We start from the raw sequence: 17,980 nt of genomic DNA, 5'->3' as shown, positions 1-17,980 counted from the left end.
AGCAACAAAAAGTTGCCAAAGGAATCCAAGCCGGATCAAACCGGCCAGGGTAAAACATTCTTGGCACTGGCTTTACAAGCACCCTGTTGAGTTCTCAAAGAACAACCGCACCCGGGGTAATCCCACCCCCGGAGCACTCGCTCAACTTTACTCTCGCTCTATCGCCTCGTCAAATTCCGGAATTTCCCGGAATTGCCAAGCAAAAAAGCTCAAGTCCCGCGAAACGACCCCGCGAACCATACATGATGATCCACCGAGCGATTTCTTGGGGTTTCCGTCAGGACGGCCGTTGCGGTGACCCCGAAGGGCCGCTCGCGCTCGCCCGTCTCCCTGGCGGCTCGGAAAACATTACAGGCCGCACGCCCAAGAACCAAATCGGCCCGCTGCGAGTCGGATCACAGCGGGCCGATCAAGAAAAACGCCAGGTCAGCGCTCTAGTTCCACGCCGGCGAAGGACTTCTTGCCGCGTCGCAGCACCAGGAATCGGTCCTGCAGCAGCGCCGACGCCGGCGGCACGGCCTCACCGTCGGTGATCCGCTCGTTGTTCAGGTAGGCGCCGCCCTCGGCGATCGTTCGCCGGGCCTCGTTCGCGCTCGCCACGAGACCGGTCTCCTTCAACAGGGCCGCCACGGTCGGCAGCTCACCCCGTACGGCAAGCAAGCCTGCCTCGGCCAACGCGGAGCGCAACGTGGCCGCCGAGAGTGAGTCCAGCGAACCTCGCCCGAAGAGAGCCTGGCTCGCCGTGATCGCCTGCTGCGCCTCCTCGGCGCCGTGCACCAGCGTGGTGATCTCCTCGGCCAGCGCCCGCTGGGCGAGCCGGGCCTGCGGCCGCTCGGCCGTCGCCTTCTCCAGCTCCTCCAGCTCCTCGCGCGGCTTGAAGCTGAAGTAGCGCAGGTACTGTGCGACGTCACGGTCGTCCGAGTTGATCCAGAACTGGTAGAACGCGTACGGCGAGGTCATCGCCGGGTCGAGCCAGACCGCGCCGCCCTCGCTCTTGCCGAACTTGGTGCCGTCGGCCTTGAGCACCAGCGGGGTGACGAACGCGTGCACCGGGCCGGCCCCGCGGCGCCGCACGAAGTCGACGCCGGCGGTGATGTTGCCCCACTGGTCGGAACCGCCGAACTGCAGCGCGCAGCCGTGGCGTACGTGCAGCTGGTAGAAGTCGTTCGACTGGAGCAGCTGGTAGCTGAACTCGGTGAAGCTGATCCCGGTCTCGAGCCGGTTGCGCACCACGTCGCGGGCCAGCATCTTGTTCACCGGGAAATGCTTGCCGACGTCCCGGAGGAACTCGATCACCGAGGTCGGGCCGGTCCAGTCCAGGTTGTTGACCAGCTCGGCGCCGTTGCTTCCGTCGTAGGTGACGAACGGGGAAAGCTGGTCGCGAATGCGCGACACCCACCCCTCGATCACCTCCGGCGGATTCAGGCTCCGCTCGCTCGACTCGCGCGGATCACCGATCTGGCCCGTGGCGCCACCGACCAGCAGCAGGGGCTTGTGGCCCGCCAGCTGGAGCCGGCGAGCGGTCATCACCTGCATGAGGTGCCCGACATGCAGCGAGGCGGCGGTGGGGTCGAAACCCACATAGAACGTGATTCCAGGGCCGTTCAGCTGCTCACGCAGCTCCTCCAACGAGGTCGAGTCCTGGATCAGGCCACGCCACTGCAGATCGTCTACGAAAGTCACATCAGCAATTCTCCCGCACCCGCCGGTGCGGTTCACACCGGGTTTCGCCATGCTGTACTGATGAGCCGCCTGGGTAGCGCCGCATCACCGGTCGAGATCTCGAAGAAGAAGGCCGAGGCCCGCCTCGACGAGGCGCAGAAGCGCCTGCTGCGACTGCGCCTGATTCTCGGCGGCCAGATCGGCGAGAAGCGGATCGGCCCGCCGCTCACCTGTGTCTTCGAGGGCTGGGACGCGTCCGGCAAGGGAGGGGCGATCAAGCGGCTGGTCGCCCCGCTCGACCCCCGGCACGTGCGGGTCTCCCAGTTCGCGGCGCCCACCTACGACGAGAAGCGGCACCATTTCCTCTGGCGGTTCTGGCCGAAGCTGCCCGGCTGGGGCGGCATGTCGGTGTTCGACCGCTCCTGGTACGGCCGGGTGCTGGTCGAGCGAGTCGAGGGCTTCGCCACCGCGGAGCAGTGGAAACGCGCGTACAGCGAGATCGTCGAGTTCGAGCGGACCCTGGTCGCCGAGGGCATGATCATGGTCAAGTTCTGGATGCACGTGTCACCGGAGGAGCAGCTGCGCCGCTTCGAGGACCGCGCCCACGACCCGCTGCGCACCTGGAAGCTGACCGACGAGGACTGGCGCAACCGGGACAAGCGCCCGCAGTACGAGGCCGCGGTCGAGGAGATGCTGGAGCGCTGCGACCCGACCTGGGCGCCGTGGCACGTCATCCCCGGCGACGACAAGCACTACGCCCGCTTCGCCGTGGTCGAGGCGGTCTGCGACGCCGTCGAGGACGAGCTGACCAAGCGCGGCTTCCACCTCTGAGTCAAACTCAGCCCAGGTCGTGCTCGGCCGGGTCGGTGTTGAGGACCCACGCCAGCGGCATGGTCGCCTGAACGGTGTACGTGTCGCCGTCCAGGCGATGCATGGTGACGGTCTGGGCCGAGTCTTGATCGATCACCCAATACTGCGGGATGCCGGCGGTGGCATATTCCTTGCGCTTGGTGACCGTGTCCACGCCCTCGGAGCCCGGTGAGACGATCTCGACCGCGAGAAGCACATCGGTGACGGGGAGCCACACGGCATCCGCCTGAACCTTGCTCCAGATGATCAGATCCGGAATGCGACCACCGACGCCGTCAGGGCCGGGGATGCGCAGGCCGACTGCCTGCGCGACCCGCTCGGCGGGGACGCCCGCCGCTAGCAGCCAGGCCATCAGCCGCGTCGCGATGATGGCATGGGCGTACCCCGGGGGCGGCATGATCGAGAGCACTCCCTCGGGGCTCATCTCATAGCGGTGATGCTCGTCGGCGGTCATCATCGCCGTCAGGTCATCGAGCGTCACGACCGCAGGCATGTACCTGCCGACCGCTTCTGAGCTCATACGCTCATCCTACGGCTTTCCGGGATGGGTAGGGCGGCAGGTTGAGGGCGGCCCGGATCTTCGCCTGGACCTCGTCGGCCGGTGGGCGGGCGTCGATGTCGTGGACGAACTCCTTGCGGCGGAACAGCTCCAGGACCGGGCGGGTCTTTTCGTTGTAGTCGCGCAGGCGGGCGTCGAGGGCACCGGGGGTGTCGTCCTCGCGGGTGATCAGCTCGTGGCCGCAGATGTCGCAGCGGCCCTCCTCCTTCGGGCGGTGGGCGATCAGGTTGTAGTCCATGCCGCAGTTGGGGCACAGGCGGCGGCTCAGTACGCGGCGGCGTACCTCCTCCTCGGGGAGCTCCAGGTGGATGACGCCGTCGATGTCGTAGCTCTCCATGAAGAACTCGGCCTGGCGGCCGTTGCGGGGAAAGCCGTCGATGATGAAGCCGTAGTTCCAGTCGTGCTGCTGCATGCGCTCGCGGACGACCGACTCGACCATGTCGTCGCCGACCAGTTCGCCGGCCTTCATGATGCGGCGGACCTGGGCGCCCAACTTGGTGTGGTTCTGCACGTGCCAGCGGAAGATGTCGCCGACCGCGATGTGTACCAGGTCGAGATCGTCGCAGAGCCGATCGCTCTGGGTGCCCTTGCCGCTGCCCTGGACTCCCATGATCACGTACTTGCGCATCGATGGACCACCTCTCCTCAGACCCGAATTATCCGGCGGCGGTCAGGCCCATCCATAGTCCTGGCGCAGCTTCGCCGCGACCCGGTCGAAGCGCGCCCGGTCGAGGATCGCGCCCTCCCGGCGGATGCCGTTGCCGTCGATGTCCAGCACCCGGTCGAGGCGGACCCAGCTGGGCCGCTGCTCGCGGTCCCAGGTGCCGGGGCCGAGCGACATCCAGTTGCGCTGGCCGTTGCGCTGGCTCTTGCTGGAGAGCATCAGGCCGTAGACGTCCCGGCCGTGCCGGCCGACCACCAGCACCGGGCGGTCCTTGCCCTGGGACGGATCGTCCTCGAACGGCACCCAGGTCCAGACGATCTCGCCGGGGTCGGCGTCGCCGTCCAGCTTCGGGTCGTACTCCAGGTGCCGGCCCCGCCGTGGCTTGGGCAGGTGCTTGGGCGGTCGCGGGGTGCCCCGTTCCCGGAACTTGCTGAGCAGGGTGCTGAGAAAGTTGGCCACGGAGGGACTTTACGATGTCAGTTCACGAAGTCCTGGGTCATCCAGGTGATGCCCTTGGCGTCGCGGACGACGCTCAGGCCGATCCGCTTGAAGCTGGTGTTCAGCAGGTTCTTGCGGTGCCCGTCGTTCGGCGGCCGCTCGGCGAGCATGCTGTCGGTGAGGCCGTTCGCGGCCTTGATGATGGCGGCGTCGCTGGAGCCGCTGGAGCCGAAGCCGATGTTCTCGCCGGCGCGGGTCCACTCGACGCCCTGGGCGGTGAAGCGGTCGCCGAGGCCGCTCTCGCCGGGGCACTGGTGTTCGAGGCCGCAGCTGTTGATCATCAGCTGGTTGTGCTTGGCGGAGGCCCGGGAGAGGCCGCTGTCGAGGGTCAGCGGCGAGAGGCCGGCGTCGGTCCGGGCGGCGTTGATGTGCTCGAGGACCGCGTCGAGGATCGCGTCGCCGGTCCTCGGGACCGTGAGGGCGGCCGCGGCCCTGGTGGGCGGCTTCGTCGTCTTCTTCGGAGCGGTTGTCGTCCTGCGCGGGGCCGGCGTCTTCGTGGGGGTCGGCGTGGGACTCGGCGCCGGCGTGGCCTCCTCGGTCGCCGGGAGCGAATCCGCGACGGCCGGCGCCGTCGTGGCCTCGGCGGCGGTGGGGATCGACGCCTCGGCGGCGTGCCGGTTCAGGCCGATGACCGTGAACCCCGTCCCGATCACCACTGCGGTGACGCCGGCCACCATCGTGTAGCGGAGACGAGCGGCAGCGGACATCGACACGGGTGGGCACCTTCGGCTCGCGGGCAGGGGGACAGCGCCCCATCACTATGCGTGGCTGCCCGGCGCCGGGCCTGACTGCTAAAGAGCCCTTAAGAAAACGATCAGGGAGAGCTAACGAAGCCGTCGTCGTCGTCCTGGTCGTCCTCCTGGAGGATCGTGTGGATCAGCTCGTCCGACTCGCTCTGGCTCAGGGCGGTGTCCGCGAGGTCCGCCCAGATCGACTCGTACGCGTTCACCTCCGCCACCTTGTCGAGGTAGAGAGCGCCGGTGAGGTACTCGCAGTAGACCGTGGTGGGCTCCGGCGAGGCGGCCGCCACGGCCGGGAAGTCGAGGATGGTGAACTGGCCCGAGCCGGCCGCGCGGTGCGGGCCGGCCGCGAACGGGATCACCCGGACCCGGACGTTGGGCCGGGTGGACACGTTGACCAGGTGGGCCAGTTGCTTGCGCATGCCGAGCCGGTCCGGGATGCCGCGGCGTAGCGCCCCCTCGTCGATCACGACCTCGACCTGCGGCGCCTCGGGCAGCCGGCGGGTGAGCAGGGACTGCCGTTCCAGCCGGACGGCGACCGCGTTGTGCACCCGGGTCGCGTCCTTGCCGAACCAGCTCTCGAAGACATACTCGGCGTACTCCCGGCACTGCACCAGGCCGGGGACCACGCTGGGCGCGTACGCGCGGAGCCGGCTGGCCGCCTGCTCCATACCGACGTACAGCTCGAACCAGTCGGGCACCACGTCGCCGTACGCGTGCCACCACCCCTTGGCCTTCGACTCCTGTGCCAGCGCGATCAGCACCTCGGTCATCTCCGGGCCGGCCCGGTAGACACCGCACATCGCGATCACGTCATGCTTGCGGACGGGGACCTCGCCGTTCTCGATCCGGTACATCCGGGCCCGGGAGAATTCGAGCTCCTCGGCGGCGGCCATCAGCGAGATGCCGGCCTGTTCGCGCAGCTGCCGCATGAGCCGGCCCACCTGGCGGCGCGGAACTGTCGACCCGGTGTCCGGCATGTCTGGTCCTCTCCGAGAATTCCTGTCCCGGATTCCCAGTGGGACATAGAGTAGGCGCTTGATCGCTCCTCGTGAATGCCAAAACGGGCATGATCCGGTCGAGGGCTTTTCCCGGGTGTGCTTGGCTTGATCGGTGGATTATTCCTGGTTGGATCTGCCCGCGACGGAGGTGGAATCCGCCGCCCGGCTTCTGCTGGGCTGGCGGTTGACAGCGAACGGGGTCACCGTGCGTCTCACCGAGGTGGAGGCGTACAGCGGACTCGGCGAGGATCCGGCCAGTCACGCGCATCGCGGGCTGACCGCCCGGAATGCGGTGATGTTCGGGCCGGCCGGCCGGCTGTACGTCTATCAGATCTACGGAATGCATTTCTGCGCGAACGTGGTCTGCGGCGAACCGGGCCGGGCGGCGGCGGTTCTGCTGCGGGCCGGCGAGGTCGTCGACGGCCTCGAAACCGCGCGTCAGCGCCGGCCGGCGGCCCGCACGAGCCACGATCTCGCGGCCGGCCCGGCGAAGTTGATGCAGGTCCTGGCCCTGGACCGGGCGGCCAACGACACCTCGCTGATCGACGGGACCGGACCGGCCACCCTCGCGCCGCCGGCCGGTCCGGTCGGCGCCATCGCCGCGGGCCCGCGGGTGGGTGTCACCTCGGCGCACGACGTGCCCTGGCGCTTCTGGATCGCCGGGGACCCGGCGGTCAGCGCCTACCGGCGGCACACCCCCCGGAAAGTGTCCACGCCGAGGGCCGTGGGCGGTTAGCGTCAGAGATGATGATGCCGCGACGGTTGCTGCTGGTCTGCAGCGTGATGTGCTGCGCCGGGATGGTGTGGTCGGCGGTGCTGATCGCCGGCCTGCTCGCGGGCGTGCGCATGCTGCCCAGCGCCCTCGCGGTCGGCGTGGCGGCCTTCCTCACCGTCCCCGGCGCGATCGCCGGCGTGATCGGCAACCGCTGGTACTACCGGACCACCCGGCCCCGCCGCGCGTGGAGCCTGACCTCCTGGGTGCCACCGCACGTGCCGCACTGGGTGTCGATGCTGGCCGGGGTGGTGTTCTTCGGCTTCTGGCTGGCGGTGGTGGTCGCCTTCGCCGGCCTGGACGGCAACGCCGAGATGCTCAACGGCCAGTACGTCATCTCGCACAACGGCCGGATCACGGTGATCGACCAGTCCGGCTATGAGCGCCAACTGGCCCTGGAGCAGCAGATCTCCCTCGGCGTCCTGGGCGCGATCGCGGTCGGCGGCACGTTCATGACCTGGGCGGTGCTCACCCACCACGCGGCCCCCGAGCCCACCCACACCCAGTCGGCGGGCATGCCGCTCGCGTAGCTACCGCTGAGCGTTTCCCTTCCGCTGCTTCTACCGTACGAGCGTCAGCCGAGTCCCCGGCGTGCCAGGGCCGCAACTGCAACAACAGCCCCGACCCCGGCCGCCGGGTGGGCCCGGCCCAAGCGCAATTCTCGTTCGTTACTTCCCGCAGTTCGGCGCCGGCGGCACGTCCACGAACGCGTCGATGGTCTCGCCGGTCGACTGACTGACCGCGTGGACCGTCATGTGCTGGGTACCGGGCTGGTTCGGCGCGGCGTGCACTTCCCGAATGCCGATGACCGGCGGGGTTCCGTGCGGCCCGGATACCGAGGGCTGGTCGAAGAAGACCACCCCATTGTCGGCGAACCGCACTTGCCACACCTGACCGGCCGGCACGTTGATCTCGAATTCCTCGCCCTCCACCAACGAGCCGCCCGGCCCGTCGTCGTCATGCTTTGATTTCAATGTGTAGGAACTGCCGAGGGTGCCCACTCCGCTGGTGGAAACCTCGGGTCCGCACGGCCGCCCGCTCGCCGACGCCGGGCCGGCGAAGGTCAAAACGCTGCCGACCACGCCGGCCACCAGCATTCCCGCCACGAACGCTCTACGCATCCGTCTCCTCCTTGATCCGCATGTTCGAATTGCCGCCATGAAATACGCGGAGGGGTTACAGCCGAACAAAGGAATAGGTGAGGGTGGCAATCCAGCGCCTTTGGTGTGGCCTTTTCAGGTGGCGAGATGGGTGGCGAACCAGGCGGTGATCGTGTCGTCGACCGTCCTGGCCTGTGGTGTCTGCGGCGCGGGTTGGTCGCCGGGCCGTTCGGCGAGCGGGTGCGCCAGTCCGGGCACTGTCGTCAGGCGCGCGTTCGGCACCGCTGCCGCCAAGGCTGCGGCGTCCGCCCGGAAGGCCGGATAGTCCTCGTCGCCGCTGACGACCAGCAATGCGGTGCTCTCGAGGTCTGCGGCACGGGTGATGAAGTCCAGCCGGTCGGCGGCGGCCCGCGAGGAGACGTCCCACCGGTAGGGCCGCTCGGAGAGTTCCGAGATGAGCTCGACGACGGACGAGGCGCGGATGGCGGCGTTGACCACGGCCAGCGCGGCTACCGGCACGACTCCGCTCGCGGCCACCGTGAGGGCGACCGCGCCGCCCAGCGAAGCGCCGACGATTCCGATCGGCGCATCGGCGATGGGGAAGCGTGCCCGCAGCTCAGCGAGGGCGGCGGGGAACTCGTCGGCGGCTTGGCGCACCACCGGATCCACGTACAGCATCATCGGGTCGCGGCGTGACAGCTCGTATCCTTCGGGATACGAGCGGGAGCCGCACCAGGGCATGCCCAGATGAACGCGCCATGCCGTGACACCGGACAGCGGCAGCGCGGCGGCGAACGCCGCGTCGGTGCAGGGCGCGTCCATCATGTGCCAGGTCACGACGAGCGGGGCGGGTCCACCACCGGTGGGTGGCAGCGCAGTGAACGGGACGCCGGCAGCGGTACCGATCATGGTCATGCGCCTACGCTATGCGTCCAACCCGGCGCACGCGGTTGGCCGGGGGCGCCAATGGGCATGTGCTCCCACTGTGAACTCCGCGACGCAGCTGCTCAAGCCTGCACTGGACATCGACGTCCGCCTCGCCGAGATCGAACGCAGCGTGGACCTGCTCCTCAACGTCACGCCGGTCAACGCGGCGGAGGCCTGGGCCGACTTCGAGCGAAGCGACTTCAGCACCGTGCCCACTCTGCGCCTACGGCCGTTGGAATTCGAGCCCGACCTGGTGCGCCGAGACCTGTACAACCTCGAGATCGAAAACGTCGCCGACCCCGCACTGCACACCCTTCTGCGCACCAAGCGGGACGAGATAGCACGTCAGATCACGGCCTTGGAGGACCGCGACACGTCCCGGTTCGTGCAGGGGTCGCTGCAGCTCTACGGCGGGATCAGCCCGGCACTCGTGTCCGCCGCGAAGGACCTGCTCGCGATCATCCCCGCCCAGTCGCCCACCGCGCCCAGCGTCACCGCCGGCGCGTTCGCCGAGGCGGCGCGCGCGGAGCTGCATCGCTACCGCGCCGTGTATCCGGATTTTCCCGTGCACATCGACGTCCGCGACGACGTCTCCGAACTGATGGTGTCGTTCGGCCGCCTGCTGATCCCCGAGGCCGCGACATTCCGGGCCGATCGCGTCGAGCCCCTGCTGCAGCACGAGGTCGGCACCCATGTCGTCACCTATCAGAACGGCGCCCGGCAACCCTTGAGGCTGCTGACGATCGGTCTGCCCGGCTACGACGAAACCCAGGAAGGCCTCGCGGTCCTCGCCGAATACCTGACCGGAGGCTTGGACCCGCGACGGCTCCGCGTGCTCGCCGCGCGAGTGATAGCCGTCGGCAAGATGCTTGACGGCGCCGGCTTCCTGGACATCTTCGAGACGCTGCAGGCGCAGTATCAGATACCACGGAGGACCGCGTGGATCATCGCCATCCGGGTCGTTGTCGCGGGCGGTTCGGTCAAGGACGCGATCTACCTGCGAGGCGTCAGCCGCCTCCTCGAGGCTTTCGCGGAGGGCGTCAGCCTCGACGTGCTCCTGGTCGGCAAGCTCGCGCTCGACCACGTTCCGCTGATCCAAGACCTCCTCGATCGCGGGGTACTCCAGGCACCCTGGGTCCGGCCACGCTGGCTGGACGCACCCGGCGCCCGGGAGCGCTTCGACGGACTGCGTGCGGGCACCTCGGTCATCGACCTCTACGAAGGAGAAGCAGCACGATGAGGCTCGCATTTTTCGTCAACGACGTAACCACCGAAATCGATGAGTACGCCACCACGCGGCTGGCGCGGGCAGCGAGCCGCAGCGGCCACCAGGTCTGGTACGTCGGGGTCGGCGACGTCGAACTCGGCGAGAGCGACGGACGCCTCGTCGGCCGCGCTCACGCCGCGGTATTCGAGGAAGGCGACACCCTCGAGAGTTTCCTGAAGGCCACCAAGGAACGCGACACCGAACCGGTCGTCCTGGACGACCTCGACGCGCTGTTCCTGCGTAACGAATCGATCGACGATCTCCAGCAGCGACCGTGGGCGAGCCCGCTGGGCGCGGTCTTCGGCCAGATGCTCAAGGCCCGCGGCGTGACCGTGGTCAACGACCCGATGTCCCTCATCCGCGCCACGAGCAAGCTCTATCTCGAAGAGTTTCCCGAGCGGATCCGGCCGCGATCGCTCGTGACCCGCGACCCCGCGGCGATCGAGCGATTCGTCGCGGCGGTCGGCCGCTGCGTGGTCAAGCCGCTCTACGGGGCCAAGGGCCGGAACGTGTTCATGGTCGAGGACGAGACCGAACAGAACCTCACGCAGATCATCGAGGCCGTGCTGCAGGACGGCTACGCCCTCGCCCAGGAGTTCGTGCCCGGCGGTGAGGATGGCGACGCCCGGATCTTCCTGCTCGAGGGCAAGCTCCTCGAGCAAGGCGGTAAGGCCGCCGCCTTCCGGCGGATGCCCACGGGCAACGACCTGCGGGCCAACATCAGCAAGGGCGGCCGCTCGGTTCCGCTGGAGATCGGGGACGTGGAACGCGGCGTCATCGCCGCGATGACCGACAAGCTCGTGGCCGACGGCATGTTCTTCGTCGGCATCGACGTCATCGGCGGCAAAGTGGTCGAGATCAACGCGGAGAGCCCCGGCGGACTGCAGAGCGTCGAATGGCTGTACGAGATGGACATCTGTGACACCGTCATCACCGCCCTGGAGCGCCGCGCCGGCTCGAAGCCCTCTGGCCGATCTTGATGGCCGGGGCGGCCGGCGAGCGGTCAGGTTCGGCTGGTTCCTGCGTCGGGGCCGGCCAGGCGCTGGGCGAACCAGACCGGGATCACCGACAGGACGATCAGGATCGCGGCCACCACGTTCACCACCGGTGCCTGGTTGGGGCGGAACAGGTTGTTGAAGATCCAGATGGGTAGCGTGGTGATGCCGGGGCCGGCCGTGAACGTGGTCACGATGATCTCGTCGAAGGACAGCGCGAAGGCCAGCAGGCCGCCGGCCAGCAGGGCCGAGCGGATCAGCGGGAACGTCACGTACCGGAAGGTCTGGCCGGGCGAGGCGCCCAGGTCGGCCGACGCGTCCTCGAGGTTGGTGCCGGTGCGGCGCAGCCGGGCCAGGACGTTGTTGTAGACCGTCACCACGCAGAAGGTGGCGTGACCGACGATCACCGAGAACAGTCCCTTGCCGATGCCCAGCGGCTCGACCACCGAACGCCACGCCGAATCCAGCGCGATGCCGGTGACGATGCCGGGCAGCGCGATCGGCAGAATGATCAGCAGGGACAGGGTGTCGCGGCCGAAGAACTTGAAGCGCTGCACGGCGAACGAGACCATCGTGCCCAGCACGAGGGCGATCGCGGTGGCGCCGAGGCCCGCCTTGACCGAGGTCCACAGGGCGTCGCGGGCGCCGGAGTTGTCCCAGGCCGCCGACCACCAGCGCATCGTGAAGTCGTGCGGGGGCCAGCCGAACGTACGGTCGCCGTTGAAGCTGTTGATCAAGACCAGCATCAGCGGTGCGTAGATGAACACCAGGCCGGCGCCCATGAACAGGCGCATCGCCCAGCGGGCCCACGGGGACAGCGTCACAGCTCCTCCAGGGCGCCGGAGCGGCGGACCGCGATCAGGTAGATGACCATGATGGCCACCGGGAGGGTGGCGAGGGCGGCGGCGAACGGCAGGTTGTTGGCGGCGCCGATGTTGGCGTAGACGACGTTGCCGATCATCTGGGTCTTGCCGCCGACGATCTGGACGGTGATGTAGTCGCCCAGCGACAGCGAGAACGTGAAGATCGAGCCGGCGAAGATCGACGGTACGAGGATGGGCAGCACGATCGCGCGGAACGTGCGCCACGCGCGGGCGCCGAGATCGGCCGACGCCTCCAGCATCGAGTCGGGCAGCCGCTCCAGGCCCGCGTAGATCGGCAGGATCATGTACGGCAGCCACAGGTAGGACAGCACCAGGATCACCGCGAACAGCCCGTAGCCGGGGCCGTGCCCGGGCCCGCCCAGCAGCCAGTCGATCGGGCCGCCGTTGGCCAGCAGCACCCGCCAGGCGTACGCCTTGACCAGGTAGCTCGCCCACAGTGGGGTGAGGATCGCGATCACCAGCCAGTGCCGGGATCTCGGCGAGGCCACCTTGGCCATGAAGAAGGCCATCGGCACGGCCAGCACCACGCAGATCGCGGTCACCGCCGCGGCCACCCCGACGCTGCGCAGCATGACGTTGCGGTAGACCGCCTCCGCGAAGATCGTCCGGAAGTTGTCCAGGCTGAACACCTTGACCAGGTCGCCGGTGAAGCCGTTGACGCTCCAGAACGCGGAGATCAGCAGGACGGCGAGCGCGCCCAGGTACGCAACGCCGAGCCAGAGCAGCGGCGCCGAGAGGAGCCCGGCCAGGCGCAGCCGGGGGTGGCGGTGAAGGAAGGAGGCGACCTGGCGGCCGCCCCCCTCCGTGGTCGCGCTCATCCCTTGATCGTCGTCCAGGCCTGGGTCCAGGCCGAGTAGTCCTTGCAGGTCACGTCCTTGCGGCCGTCGAGGCACTGCGCGATCGGGGTGGTCCAGTACCAGACCTGGGAGAAGTAGGCCTCGTCGTCGGCGTGGAACGTCTTGCAGAAGTTCTTGTCCGCCGTCTGGTCGCAGGCCAGCTTGTTGGCCGGCGCCTCACCGAACCACTCGGCGACCGCGGCGTTGGCCTTCGGCGAGACGATGTGGTTCATCCACAGGTAGCCGCAGTTCGGGTGCTTGGCCTTCGACGAGATCATCCAGGTGTCCGACCAGCCGGTCGCGCCCTCGGTCGGCAGGATCGCCTCGACCGGCGCCTTGTCCGCCTGGGCCAGGTTGGTGATGATCTGCCAGGTGGTGCCGAGCACGGAGTTGCCGGCCTTGAACGCCTGCACCTCCTTGGTGTAGTCCGACCAGTACTCGCCGATCGTCTTGTTCTGCGCGGTGAGCAGGTCGGTGGCCGCCTTGAACTGGGTGTCGTCCAGCGCGTACGGGTTCTTGATGCCCAGTTCCGGCTTGGTCTTCATGAGATAGAGGGCCGCGTCGGCGATGTAGATCGGCGAGTCGTACGCGGTGATCTTGCCCTGGTACGGCGAGTTCGGGTCGAAGACCGCGCCCCACGAGGTCGGCGCCGGCTTGACCACGTCGGTCCGGTACATCAACAGGTTGGCGCCGCGGCCGTGCGGGATGCCGTAGGCAACCCCGTCGACCGAGTTCCACTGCTTCATCTTCAGCCCGTCGAAGATGTCTTGGTAGTTCGAAATCAAAGAAGTGTTGACCGGTGCGACGTCGCCGCCGTAGATCAGCCGCAGCGAGGCGTCGCCGGACGCGGAGACCACGTCGTAGTCGCCGGTCTTCATCAGCGTGACCATCTCGTCCGAGGTGGCCGCCACCTTGTTGTTGACCTTGCAGCCGGTCTCCTTCTCGAAGTCGTGCACCCAGTCGACCTTGGGGTCGTTGGAGCCGTCCTCGACGTACCCGGCCCAGGAGACGATGTTGACCTGGCCCTCGCCGGCGCCGAGCGACGCCAGCTTGTCGATCTTCGGGACCGAGATGCCGCCCGGTCCGCTGCCCTTGCTGGTGCCGCTGTCGCCGCCACCGCAGCCGGCGAGCACGAGAATGCCCGCCGCCAGCGCCGCCGTCAGAACTCTTCCGCTATGGCGCATCCGTATTCTCCTTTGAACCGGGGATCTCGATCACGTGCTCTTCGAGCCAGGTCAGATGGACCGGTTTCCCCCGCAGTTCGGCCAGCGCAGCGGTCCCGGTGCGCTGGTTCTGCTCGACGACCGTCATCCGGGCGCCCGCGTCGAGATCGACGACGTAGCGGGTGACCGGCCCCGCATAGATCACCTCGGCGACCGTCCCCGGGATGCCGGCTTCGGCGAGCGAGATCTTCTCCGGGCGTACGGAAAATGTCCCCTCCCTCCCGACAAGCGTCTGGGCGACATTTCCGGTCAAAAGGTTGGATGTGCCGACGAATCCGGCGACGAACGGGGTGGCGGGCTGCTCGTACACCTGCTCGGGCGTGCCGACCTGGGCGATCCTGCCGCCGTCGAACACCGCCACCCGGTCGCTCATGGTCAGCGCCTCGTCCTGGTCGTGCGTCACGAAGACGAACGTGATCCCGACGTCCCGCTGGATCTGCTTGAGCTCCACCTGCATCTGCTCGCGCAGCTTGAGGTCGAGCGCGCCGAGCGGCTCGTCCAGCAACAGCACCTTCGGCCGGTTCACCAGGGCTCGGGCCAGGGCCACGCGCTGCCGCTGCCCACCCGACATCTCGCTGGGTTTCCGCGCTTCAAAACCTTGCAGCCGTACGGAGGACAGCGCCTCGAGCGCACGCGAACGCCGCTCCTTGCGCCCGACCTTGCGCACCTTGAGCCCGTACTCGACGTTCTCCACCACGCTCATGTGCGGGAACAGGGCATAGTCCTGGAAGACCGTGTTGACGTCGCGCTCGAACGGCGCCAGCCGGGTGACGTCCCGCCCGGAGAGCTCGACCGTGCCGGCGGTGGGCAGCTCGAAGCCGGCGATCATCCGCAGCACCGTGGTCTTGCCGGAGCCGGACGGCCCGAGCATCGAGAAGAACTCGCCGTCGGCGATCTCGAGATCGATCCCGGCGACGGCCTCGACCGCCCCGAACGACTTGCGCAGCCCGGTCAGCCGGATAGCGGGGGTGGTCATGGGCTCACCATCACGAATCGCAGTTCGGTCATCTCCTGCACGGCGTAGGCCGGCCCCTCCCTGGTGTTGCCGGCGTCCCGGAGGCCGCCGTACGGCTGCTGGTCGGCCCGGAACGTCGGCACCTGATTGATCAGCACCCCGCCGAACGCGAGCTCGTTCGCGGCCCGCAGCGCGGCCCCGATGTCGGCGGTGAAGATCCCGGCCTGCAGGCCGTAGTCGCTGTCGTTGGCCAGCGCGATCGCCTCGTCCAGATCGGCGTACGGCGTCACGGTGATCACCGGGCCGAACACCTCCCGGCGGTAGACGTCGAGATGGTGCGGGGGGTCGGCGACGACGGCCGGGGTCACCAGCGAGCCCCGGCGCAGTCCACCGGTGACGTCGGCGCCGGCGGCACGCGCGGCCGCCAGCCAGCTCTCGACCCGGGTCGCCGCCTCCTCGGAGATCAGCGGGCCGACGTCGGTCTCCTCGGCGAGCGGGTCGCCGACCCGGAGCGTCGCGACCGCGGCCCGCAGCCCATAAAGAACTTTGTCGTAAATTTCGTGGCTTACCAGGACGCGCTGCGTGGAGATGCAGCTCTGCCCGGCGTACGAGAAGCCCCCGGTCCTGATTGCCGCGATGACCCGGTCGAGGTCGGCGGACGGCTCGACGATCACCGGGGCGTTCGAGCCGAGCTCGAGCAGCACCCGCTTGCGCGGCGCGGCGTCCTGGATCCGACGGCCCACCCCGACGCTGCCGGTGAAGGTGACCAGGGCCGGGCCGGGGTGCTGCACCAGCGGCGTGCCGGCCGCCGCGCCGGTGCCGGTCACCACCGAGATCCAGTCGGCCGGCAGCCCCGCCTCGACCAGCAGGTCGACCAGGCGGATCGCGGACAGCGGGGTCAGCTCGGCCGGCTTGAGCACCACCGGGCAGCCGGCCGCGATCGCCGGGCCCAGCTTGTGCGCGACCAGGTTGAGCGGGAAGTTGAACGGGCTGATCGCGGCGACCACGCCGATCGGGTGCCGCATCGCGAAGGCGAGCCCGTCCATCGGGATCACCTCGCCGCCCAGCTTGCGAGCCTCCACCGCGGAGTACTTCAGCGTCGCCAGGCACCGCGCGGCCTCGCCGCGGGCGTCCCGGATCGGCTTGCCGGCCTCCCGGGCGATCGTCACCGCGAACTCCTCGGTGCGCTCGGCCAGCAGCTCCGCCGCCCGCTCGAGCACCTCGGCGCGCCGGTGCCGCGGGAAGTCCCGGCGAGCCAGCGCCGCCTCGGCGGCCGCCACCGCCTCGGCGACGTGGTCGGCGCCCAGGGCCGGTACGCGCGCCACGGGCGCCCCGTCGTAGGGGCTGAGCACCTCGATCCACTCGTCGGCGCTCACCGCACGCCCACCGATCCGGGCGGGTATCTGCATCACGGGACCTCCCGGGCGGGTACGGCGTGTTGCAGGACACCGTAGGGGCACTGGCCGATGGACGTAAATGGATGCCCGTCCAGTCCTTACCCGCGGCCGTTGTGCAGTCGTACAGTCCGCGGGTGACCCTGCGCCTGGCCGATGTGCTCGCCGACCCCGAACTGAGCCTGCGCCTGGCCGACGGCGACCCGGCCGCGCTCAACCAGACGGTCCGCTGGTGCGCGGTCACCGAGCTGGCCGACCCGCGCCCGTTCCTCTCCGGCGGCGAGCTGATCCTGACCACCGGGCTGAGCCAGCTGGACGAGGCGGCCCAGCGGCAGTTCGTGGCCCGGGTCGCCGACGGGCGGGCGGTCGGGCTCGGCTTCGGCATCGGGCTCACCCACGACCGGATCCCGGCGGCCACCCTCGCCGAGGCCCGCGGGCACCGGCTGCCGGTGCTGGAGATCCCCTACTCGACGCCGTTCATCGCGGTCGACCGGTTCGTCGCCGACCGGGTGCTGGAGGAGCAGTACGGCCGGTTCGCCGACCTGCTCGACGAGCACGACACCCTGGCCCGGGCGCTGCTCTCCGGGCGCGGGCTGGGCGCGCTGATCGGGTCGCTGCACCAGATCCTCGGCGCACCGGCGATGGTCGTCGACGTGTACGGCCGGGTGCTCGCCACCGCCCCGGCCAGCGCGGCCTGGCCGGTCGAGCAGATCCTGTTCGCGGCCCGGAACGGCCACGCCGGCGACACCCCGATGGCGGTACCGGTGAGCGTGGAGGACAGCGTCGTCGCGTACCTCTGCTGCCGCAGGCCCCGGCGCTCGGCGGACGTGCTGCCCTATGCGGTGAGTCTCGTCGGTCTGGAACTTGCCCGCCGGCAGGCGGAGCTGGCCGGCAAGCGGCGACTGGCCGGGCAGGTGCTGGAGGACCTGGTGCGCGGGACGATCGGCGGCGCCGAGGCCGAGCGGCGACTGTCCCCGTTCGGCATCCGGCCCGCGGACGAGCACGCGTTGCTGGTCGCCACCGCCGGCAGCCGAGGTGACCTGCGCAGACGCCTGGTGGCGAGCCCGCCGATGAGCGGCGCCACCACGGCCGTGCTGGAGGACTGCCTGATCGCCGTGCTCGAGCCCGGCCACTCCGCCCGGGCGGCCGCGCTGCTGCTGCAGGACTATCTGAGCCGCTACGGCTCGGACGTGCGCGTCGGCATCGGCGGCTGGTACGCCGGCATGACCGGGCTGCGCTGGAGCTACTACGAGGCGCACGAGGCGATGAACCGCGGGCCCTGCATCAACGACCGCGAGCAGATGAGCCTGTCCGGGCTGCTGGTGGCCAGCGAGGACGTCCCGCTGCGCGACCTCGCCCACGAACTGCTGCGGCCGCTGCGCGACTTCGACGCCGCGCACGCGGGTTCGCTGGTCGCGACGCTGCGCGCCTATCTGGACGCGGACGGCTCGGTGGCCGCGGTGGCGACCCGGCTGATCGTGCACCGCAACACCGTGCGCTACCGGCTCGAACAGATCGAGCGGCTGACCGGCCGGTCGCTGGCCCGCACCGCCGACCGGGTGCAACTGTGGCTGGCCCTCTCCGCCTCGGATCTGCTGCGGTAGTTTCGATGGATCATGGGTAGGTTGGCCGG

19 protein-coding genes are annotated in these 17,980 nt (G+C 69.2%); 6 read left to right on the top strand and 13 right to left on the bottom strand.

The window, feature by feature from the left end; genetic code table 11:
* Positions 1–426: 426 nt before the first annotated feature.
* Positions 427–1,683, bottom strand: a complete 1,257-nt coding sequence (tyrS, locus tag ODJ79_RS35495) for a tyrosine--tRNA ligase (RefSeq protein WP_263028030.1) — start codon at positions 1,681–1,683, stop codon at positions 427–429.
* A gap of 60 nt (positions 1,684–1,743) precedes the next feature.
* Here tyrS and ODJ79_RS35490 point away from each other — a divergent pair, with 60 nt between their 5' ends.
* On the top strand, positions 1,744–2,493 hold the full coding sequence (locus ODJ79_RS35490) for a polyphosphate kinase 2 family protein (protein ID WP_263028029.1): 750 nt from the start codon (positions 1,744–1,746) through the stop codon (positions 2,491–2,493).
* Positions 2,494–2,500: 7 nt separating this feature from the next.
* Here the strand turns inward: ODJ79_RS35490 and ODJ79_RS35485 are convergent, their stop codons facing one another.
* From ODJ79_RS35485 to ODJ79_RS35465, 5 genes are all read right to left on the bottom strand, one after another.
* Positions 2,501–3,052, bottom strand: a complete 552-nt coding sequence (locus ODJ79_RS35485) for a Uma2 family endonuclease (protein ID WP_263028028.1) — start codon at positions 3,050–3,052, stop codon at positions 2,501–2,503.
* A gap of 4 nt (positions 3,053–3,056) precedes the next feature.
* Positions 3,057–3,719 carry an adenylate kinase family protein gene (locus tag ODJ79_RS35480; protein ID WP_263028027.1) on the bottom strand — a complete coding sequence of 221 codons (663 nt, stop codon included), beginning with the start codon at positions 3,717–3,719 and terminating at the stop codon, positions 3,057–3,059.
* A gap of 42 nt (positions 3,720–3,761) precedes the next feature.
* Positions 3,762–4,214: a type II toxin-antitoxin system PemK/MazF family toxin gene (locus ODJ79_RS35475; protein ID WP_263028026.1), complete on the bottom strand. Its 453-nt coding sequence runs from the start codon at positions 4,212–4,214 to the stop codon at positions 3,762–3,764.
* 17 nt (positions 4,215–4,231) lie between these two features.
* Complete coding sequence (locus ODJ79_RS35470) at positions 4,232–4,960, bottom strand: CAP domain-containing protein (RefSeq protein ID WP_263028038.1); 729 nt, start codon at positions 4,958–4,960, stop codon at positions 4,232–4,234.
* A 107-nt stretch (positions 4,961–5,067) separates the two neighbouring features.
* Positions 5,068–5,973 carry a helix-turn-helix domain-containing protein gene (locus tag ODJ79_RS35465; protein ID WP_263028025.1) on the bottom strand — a complete coding sequence of 302 codons (906 nt, stop codon included), beginning with the start codon at positions 5,971–5,973 and terminating at the stop codon, positions 5,068–5,070.
* Positions 5,974–6,106: 133 nt separating this feature from the next.
* Here ODJ79_RS35465 and ODJ79_RS35460 point away from each other — a divergent pair, with 133 nt between their 5' ends.
* The gene (locus ODJ79_RS35460; protein WP_263028024.1) at positions 6,107–6,730 is read left to right on the top strand and encodes a DNA-3-methyladenine glycosylase; all 624 of its coding nucleotides are present in this window, start codon (positions 6,107–6,109) and stop codon (positions 6,728–6,730) included.
* Positions 6,731–6,741: 11 nt separating this feature from the next.
* Positions 6,742–7,296, top strand: a complete 555-nt coding sequence (locus ODJ79_RS35455; RefSeq protein WP_263028023.1) for a hypothetical protein — start codon at positions 6,742–6,744, stop codon at positions 7,294–7,296.
* A gap of 138 nt (positions 7,297–7,434) precedes the next feature.
* Here ODJ79_RS35455 and ODJ79_RS35450 read toward each other — a convergent pair whose 3' ends face one another.
* On the bottom strand, positions 7,435–7,863 hold the full coding sequence (locus ODJ79_RS35450) for a hypothetical protein (protein WP_263028022.1): 429 nt from the start codon (positions 7,861–7,863) through the stop codon (positions 7,435–7,437).
* Positions 7,864–8,001: 138 nt separating this feature from the next.
* Positions 8,002–8,781 carry an alpha/beta hydrolase gene (locus tag ODJ79_RS35445; RefSeq protein ID WP_263028021.1) on the bottom strand — a complete coding sequence of 260 codons (780 nt, stop codon included), beginning with the start codon at positions 8,779–8,781 and terminating at the stop codon, positions 8,002–8,004.
* Here ODJ79_RS35445 and ODJ79_RS35440 point away from each other — a divergent pair.
* Complete coding sequence (locus ODJ79_RS35440) at positions 8,744–10,033, top strand: flavohemoglobin expression-modulating QEGLA motif protein (protein ID WP_263028020.1); 1,290 nt, start codon at positions 8,744–8,746, stop codon at positions 10,031–10,033. The two genes, ODJ79_RS35445 and ODJ79_RS35440, sit on opposite strands and share 38 nt — an antisense overlap.
* Positions 10,030–11,040: a hypothetical protein gene (locus tag ODJ79_RS35435; RefSeq protein ID WP_263028019.1), complete on the top strand. Its 1,011-nt coding sequence runs from the start codon at positions 10,030–10,032 to the stop codon at positions 11,038–11,040. The genes ODJ79_RS35440 and ODJ79_RS35435 overlap by 4 nt, the downstream gene beginning before the upstream one ends.
* 23 nt (positions 11,041–11,063) lie before the next feature.
* On the opposite strand, the gene ODJ79_RS35430 is transcribed toward ODJ79_RS35435, so the two are convergent.
* The 5 genes from ODJ79_RS35430 to ODJ79_RS35410 are packed head-to-tail and all read right to left on the bottom strand — an operon-like array spanning position 11,064 to position 16,362.
* The gene (locus ODJ79_RS35430; RefSeq protein ID WP_263028018.1) at positions 11,064–11,879 is read right to left on the bottom strand and encodes an ABC transporter permease; all 816 of its coding nucleotides are present in this window, start codon (positions 11,877–11,879) and stop codon (positions 11,064–11,066) included.
* Entirely contained in the window at positions 11,876–12,757 is an 882-nt protein-coding gene (locus ODJ79_RS35425) for an ABC transporter permease (RefSeq protein WP_263028017.1), read from the bottom strand. The genes ODJ79_RS35430 and ODJ79_RS35425 overlap by 4 nt, the downstream gene beginning before the upstream one ends.
* A complete protein-coding gene (locus ODJ79_RS35420) occupies positions 12,754–13,959 on the bottom strand; it encodes an ABC transporter substrate-binding protein (RefSeq protein ID WP_263028016.1) in 1,206 nt (401 codons plus the stop codon). Before ODJ79_RS35420 ends, ODJ79_RS35425 begins: the two co-directional genes overlap by 4 nt.
* On the bottom strand, positions 13,949–14,974 hold the full coding sequence (locus ODJ79_RS35415; RefSeq protein WP_263028015.1) for an ABC transporter ATP-binding protein: 1,026 nt from the start codon (positions 14,972–14,974) through the stop codon (positions 13,949–13,951). The genes ODJ79_RS35420 and ODJ79_RS35415 overlap by 11 nt, the downstream gene beginning before the upstream one ends.
* Positions 14,971–16,362, bottom strand: a complete 1,392-nt coding sequence (locus tag ODJ79_RS35410; RefSeq protein ID WP_263028037.1) for an aldehyde dehydrogenase family protein — start codon at positions 16,360–16,362, stop codon at positions 14,971–14,973. Before ODJ79_RS35410 ends, ODJ79_RS35415 begins: the two co-directional genes overlap by 4 nt.
* Positions 16,363–16,484: 122 nt before the next feature.
* On the opposite strand from ODJ79_RS35410, the gene ODJ79_RS35405 reads away from it, so the two are divergent.
* Positions 16,485–17,951, top strand: a complete 1,467-nt coding sequence (locus tag ODJ79_RS35405; protein ID WP_263028014.1) for a PucR family transcriptional regulator — start codon at positions 16,485–16,487, stop codon at positions 17,949–17,951.
* Positions 17,952–17,980: the final 29 nt, after the last annotated feature.

Origin of the sequence: Actinoplanes sp. KI2, from assembly GCF_025630775.1 — a bacterium.
Classification (GTDB): Bacteria; Actinomycetota; Actinomycetes; order Mycobacteriales; family Micromonosporaceae; genus Actinoplanes.
Note: the sequence above shows the minus strand (reverse complement) of the source record. Positions and strands in the feature narration are given on the sequence as shown.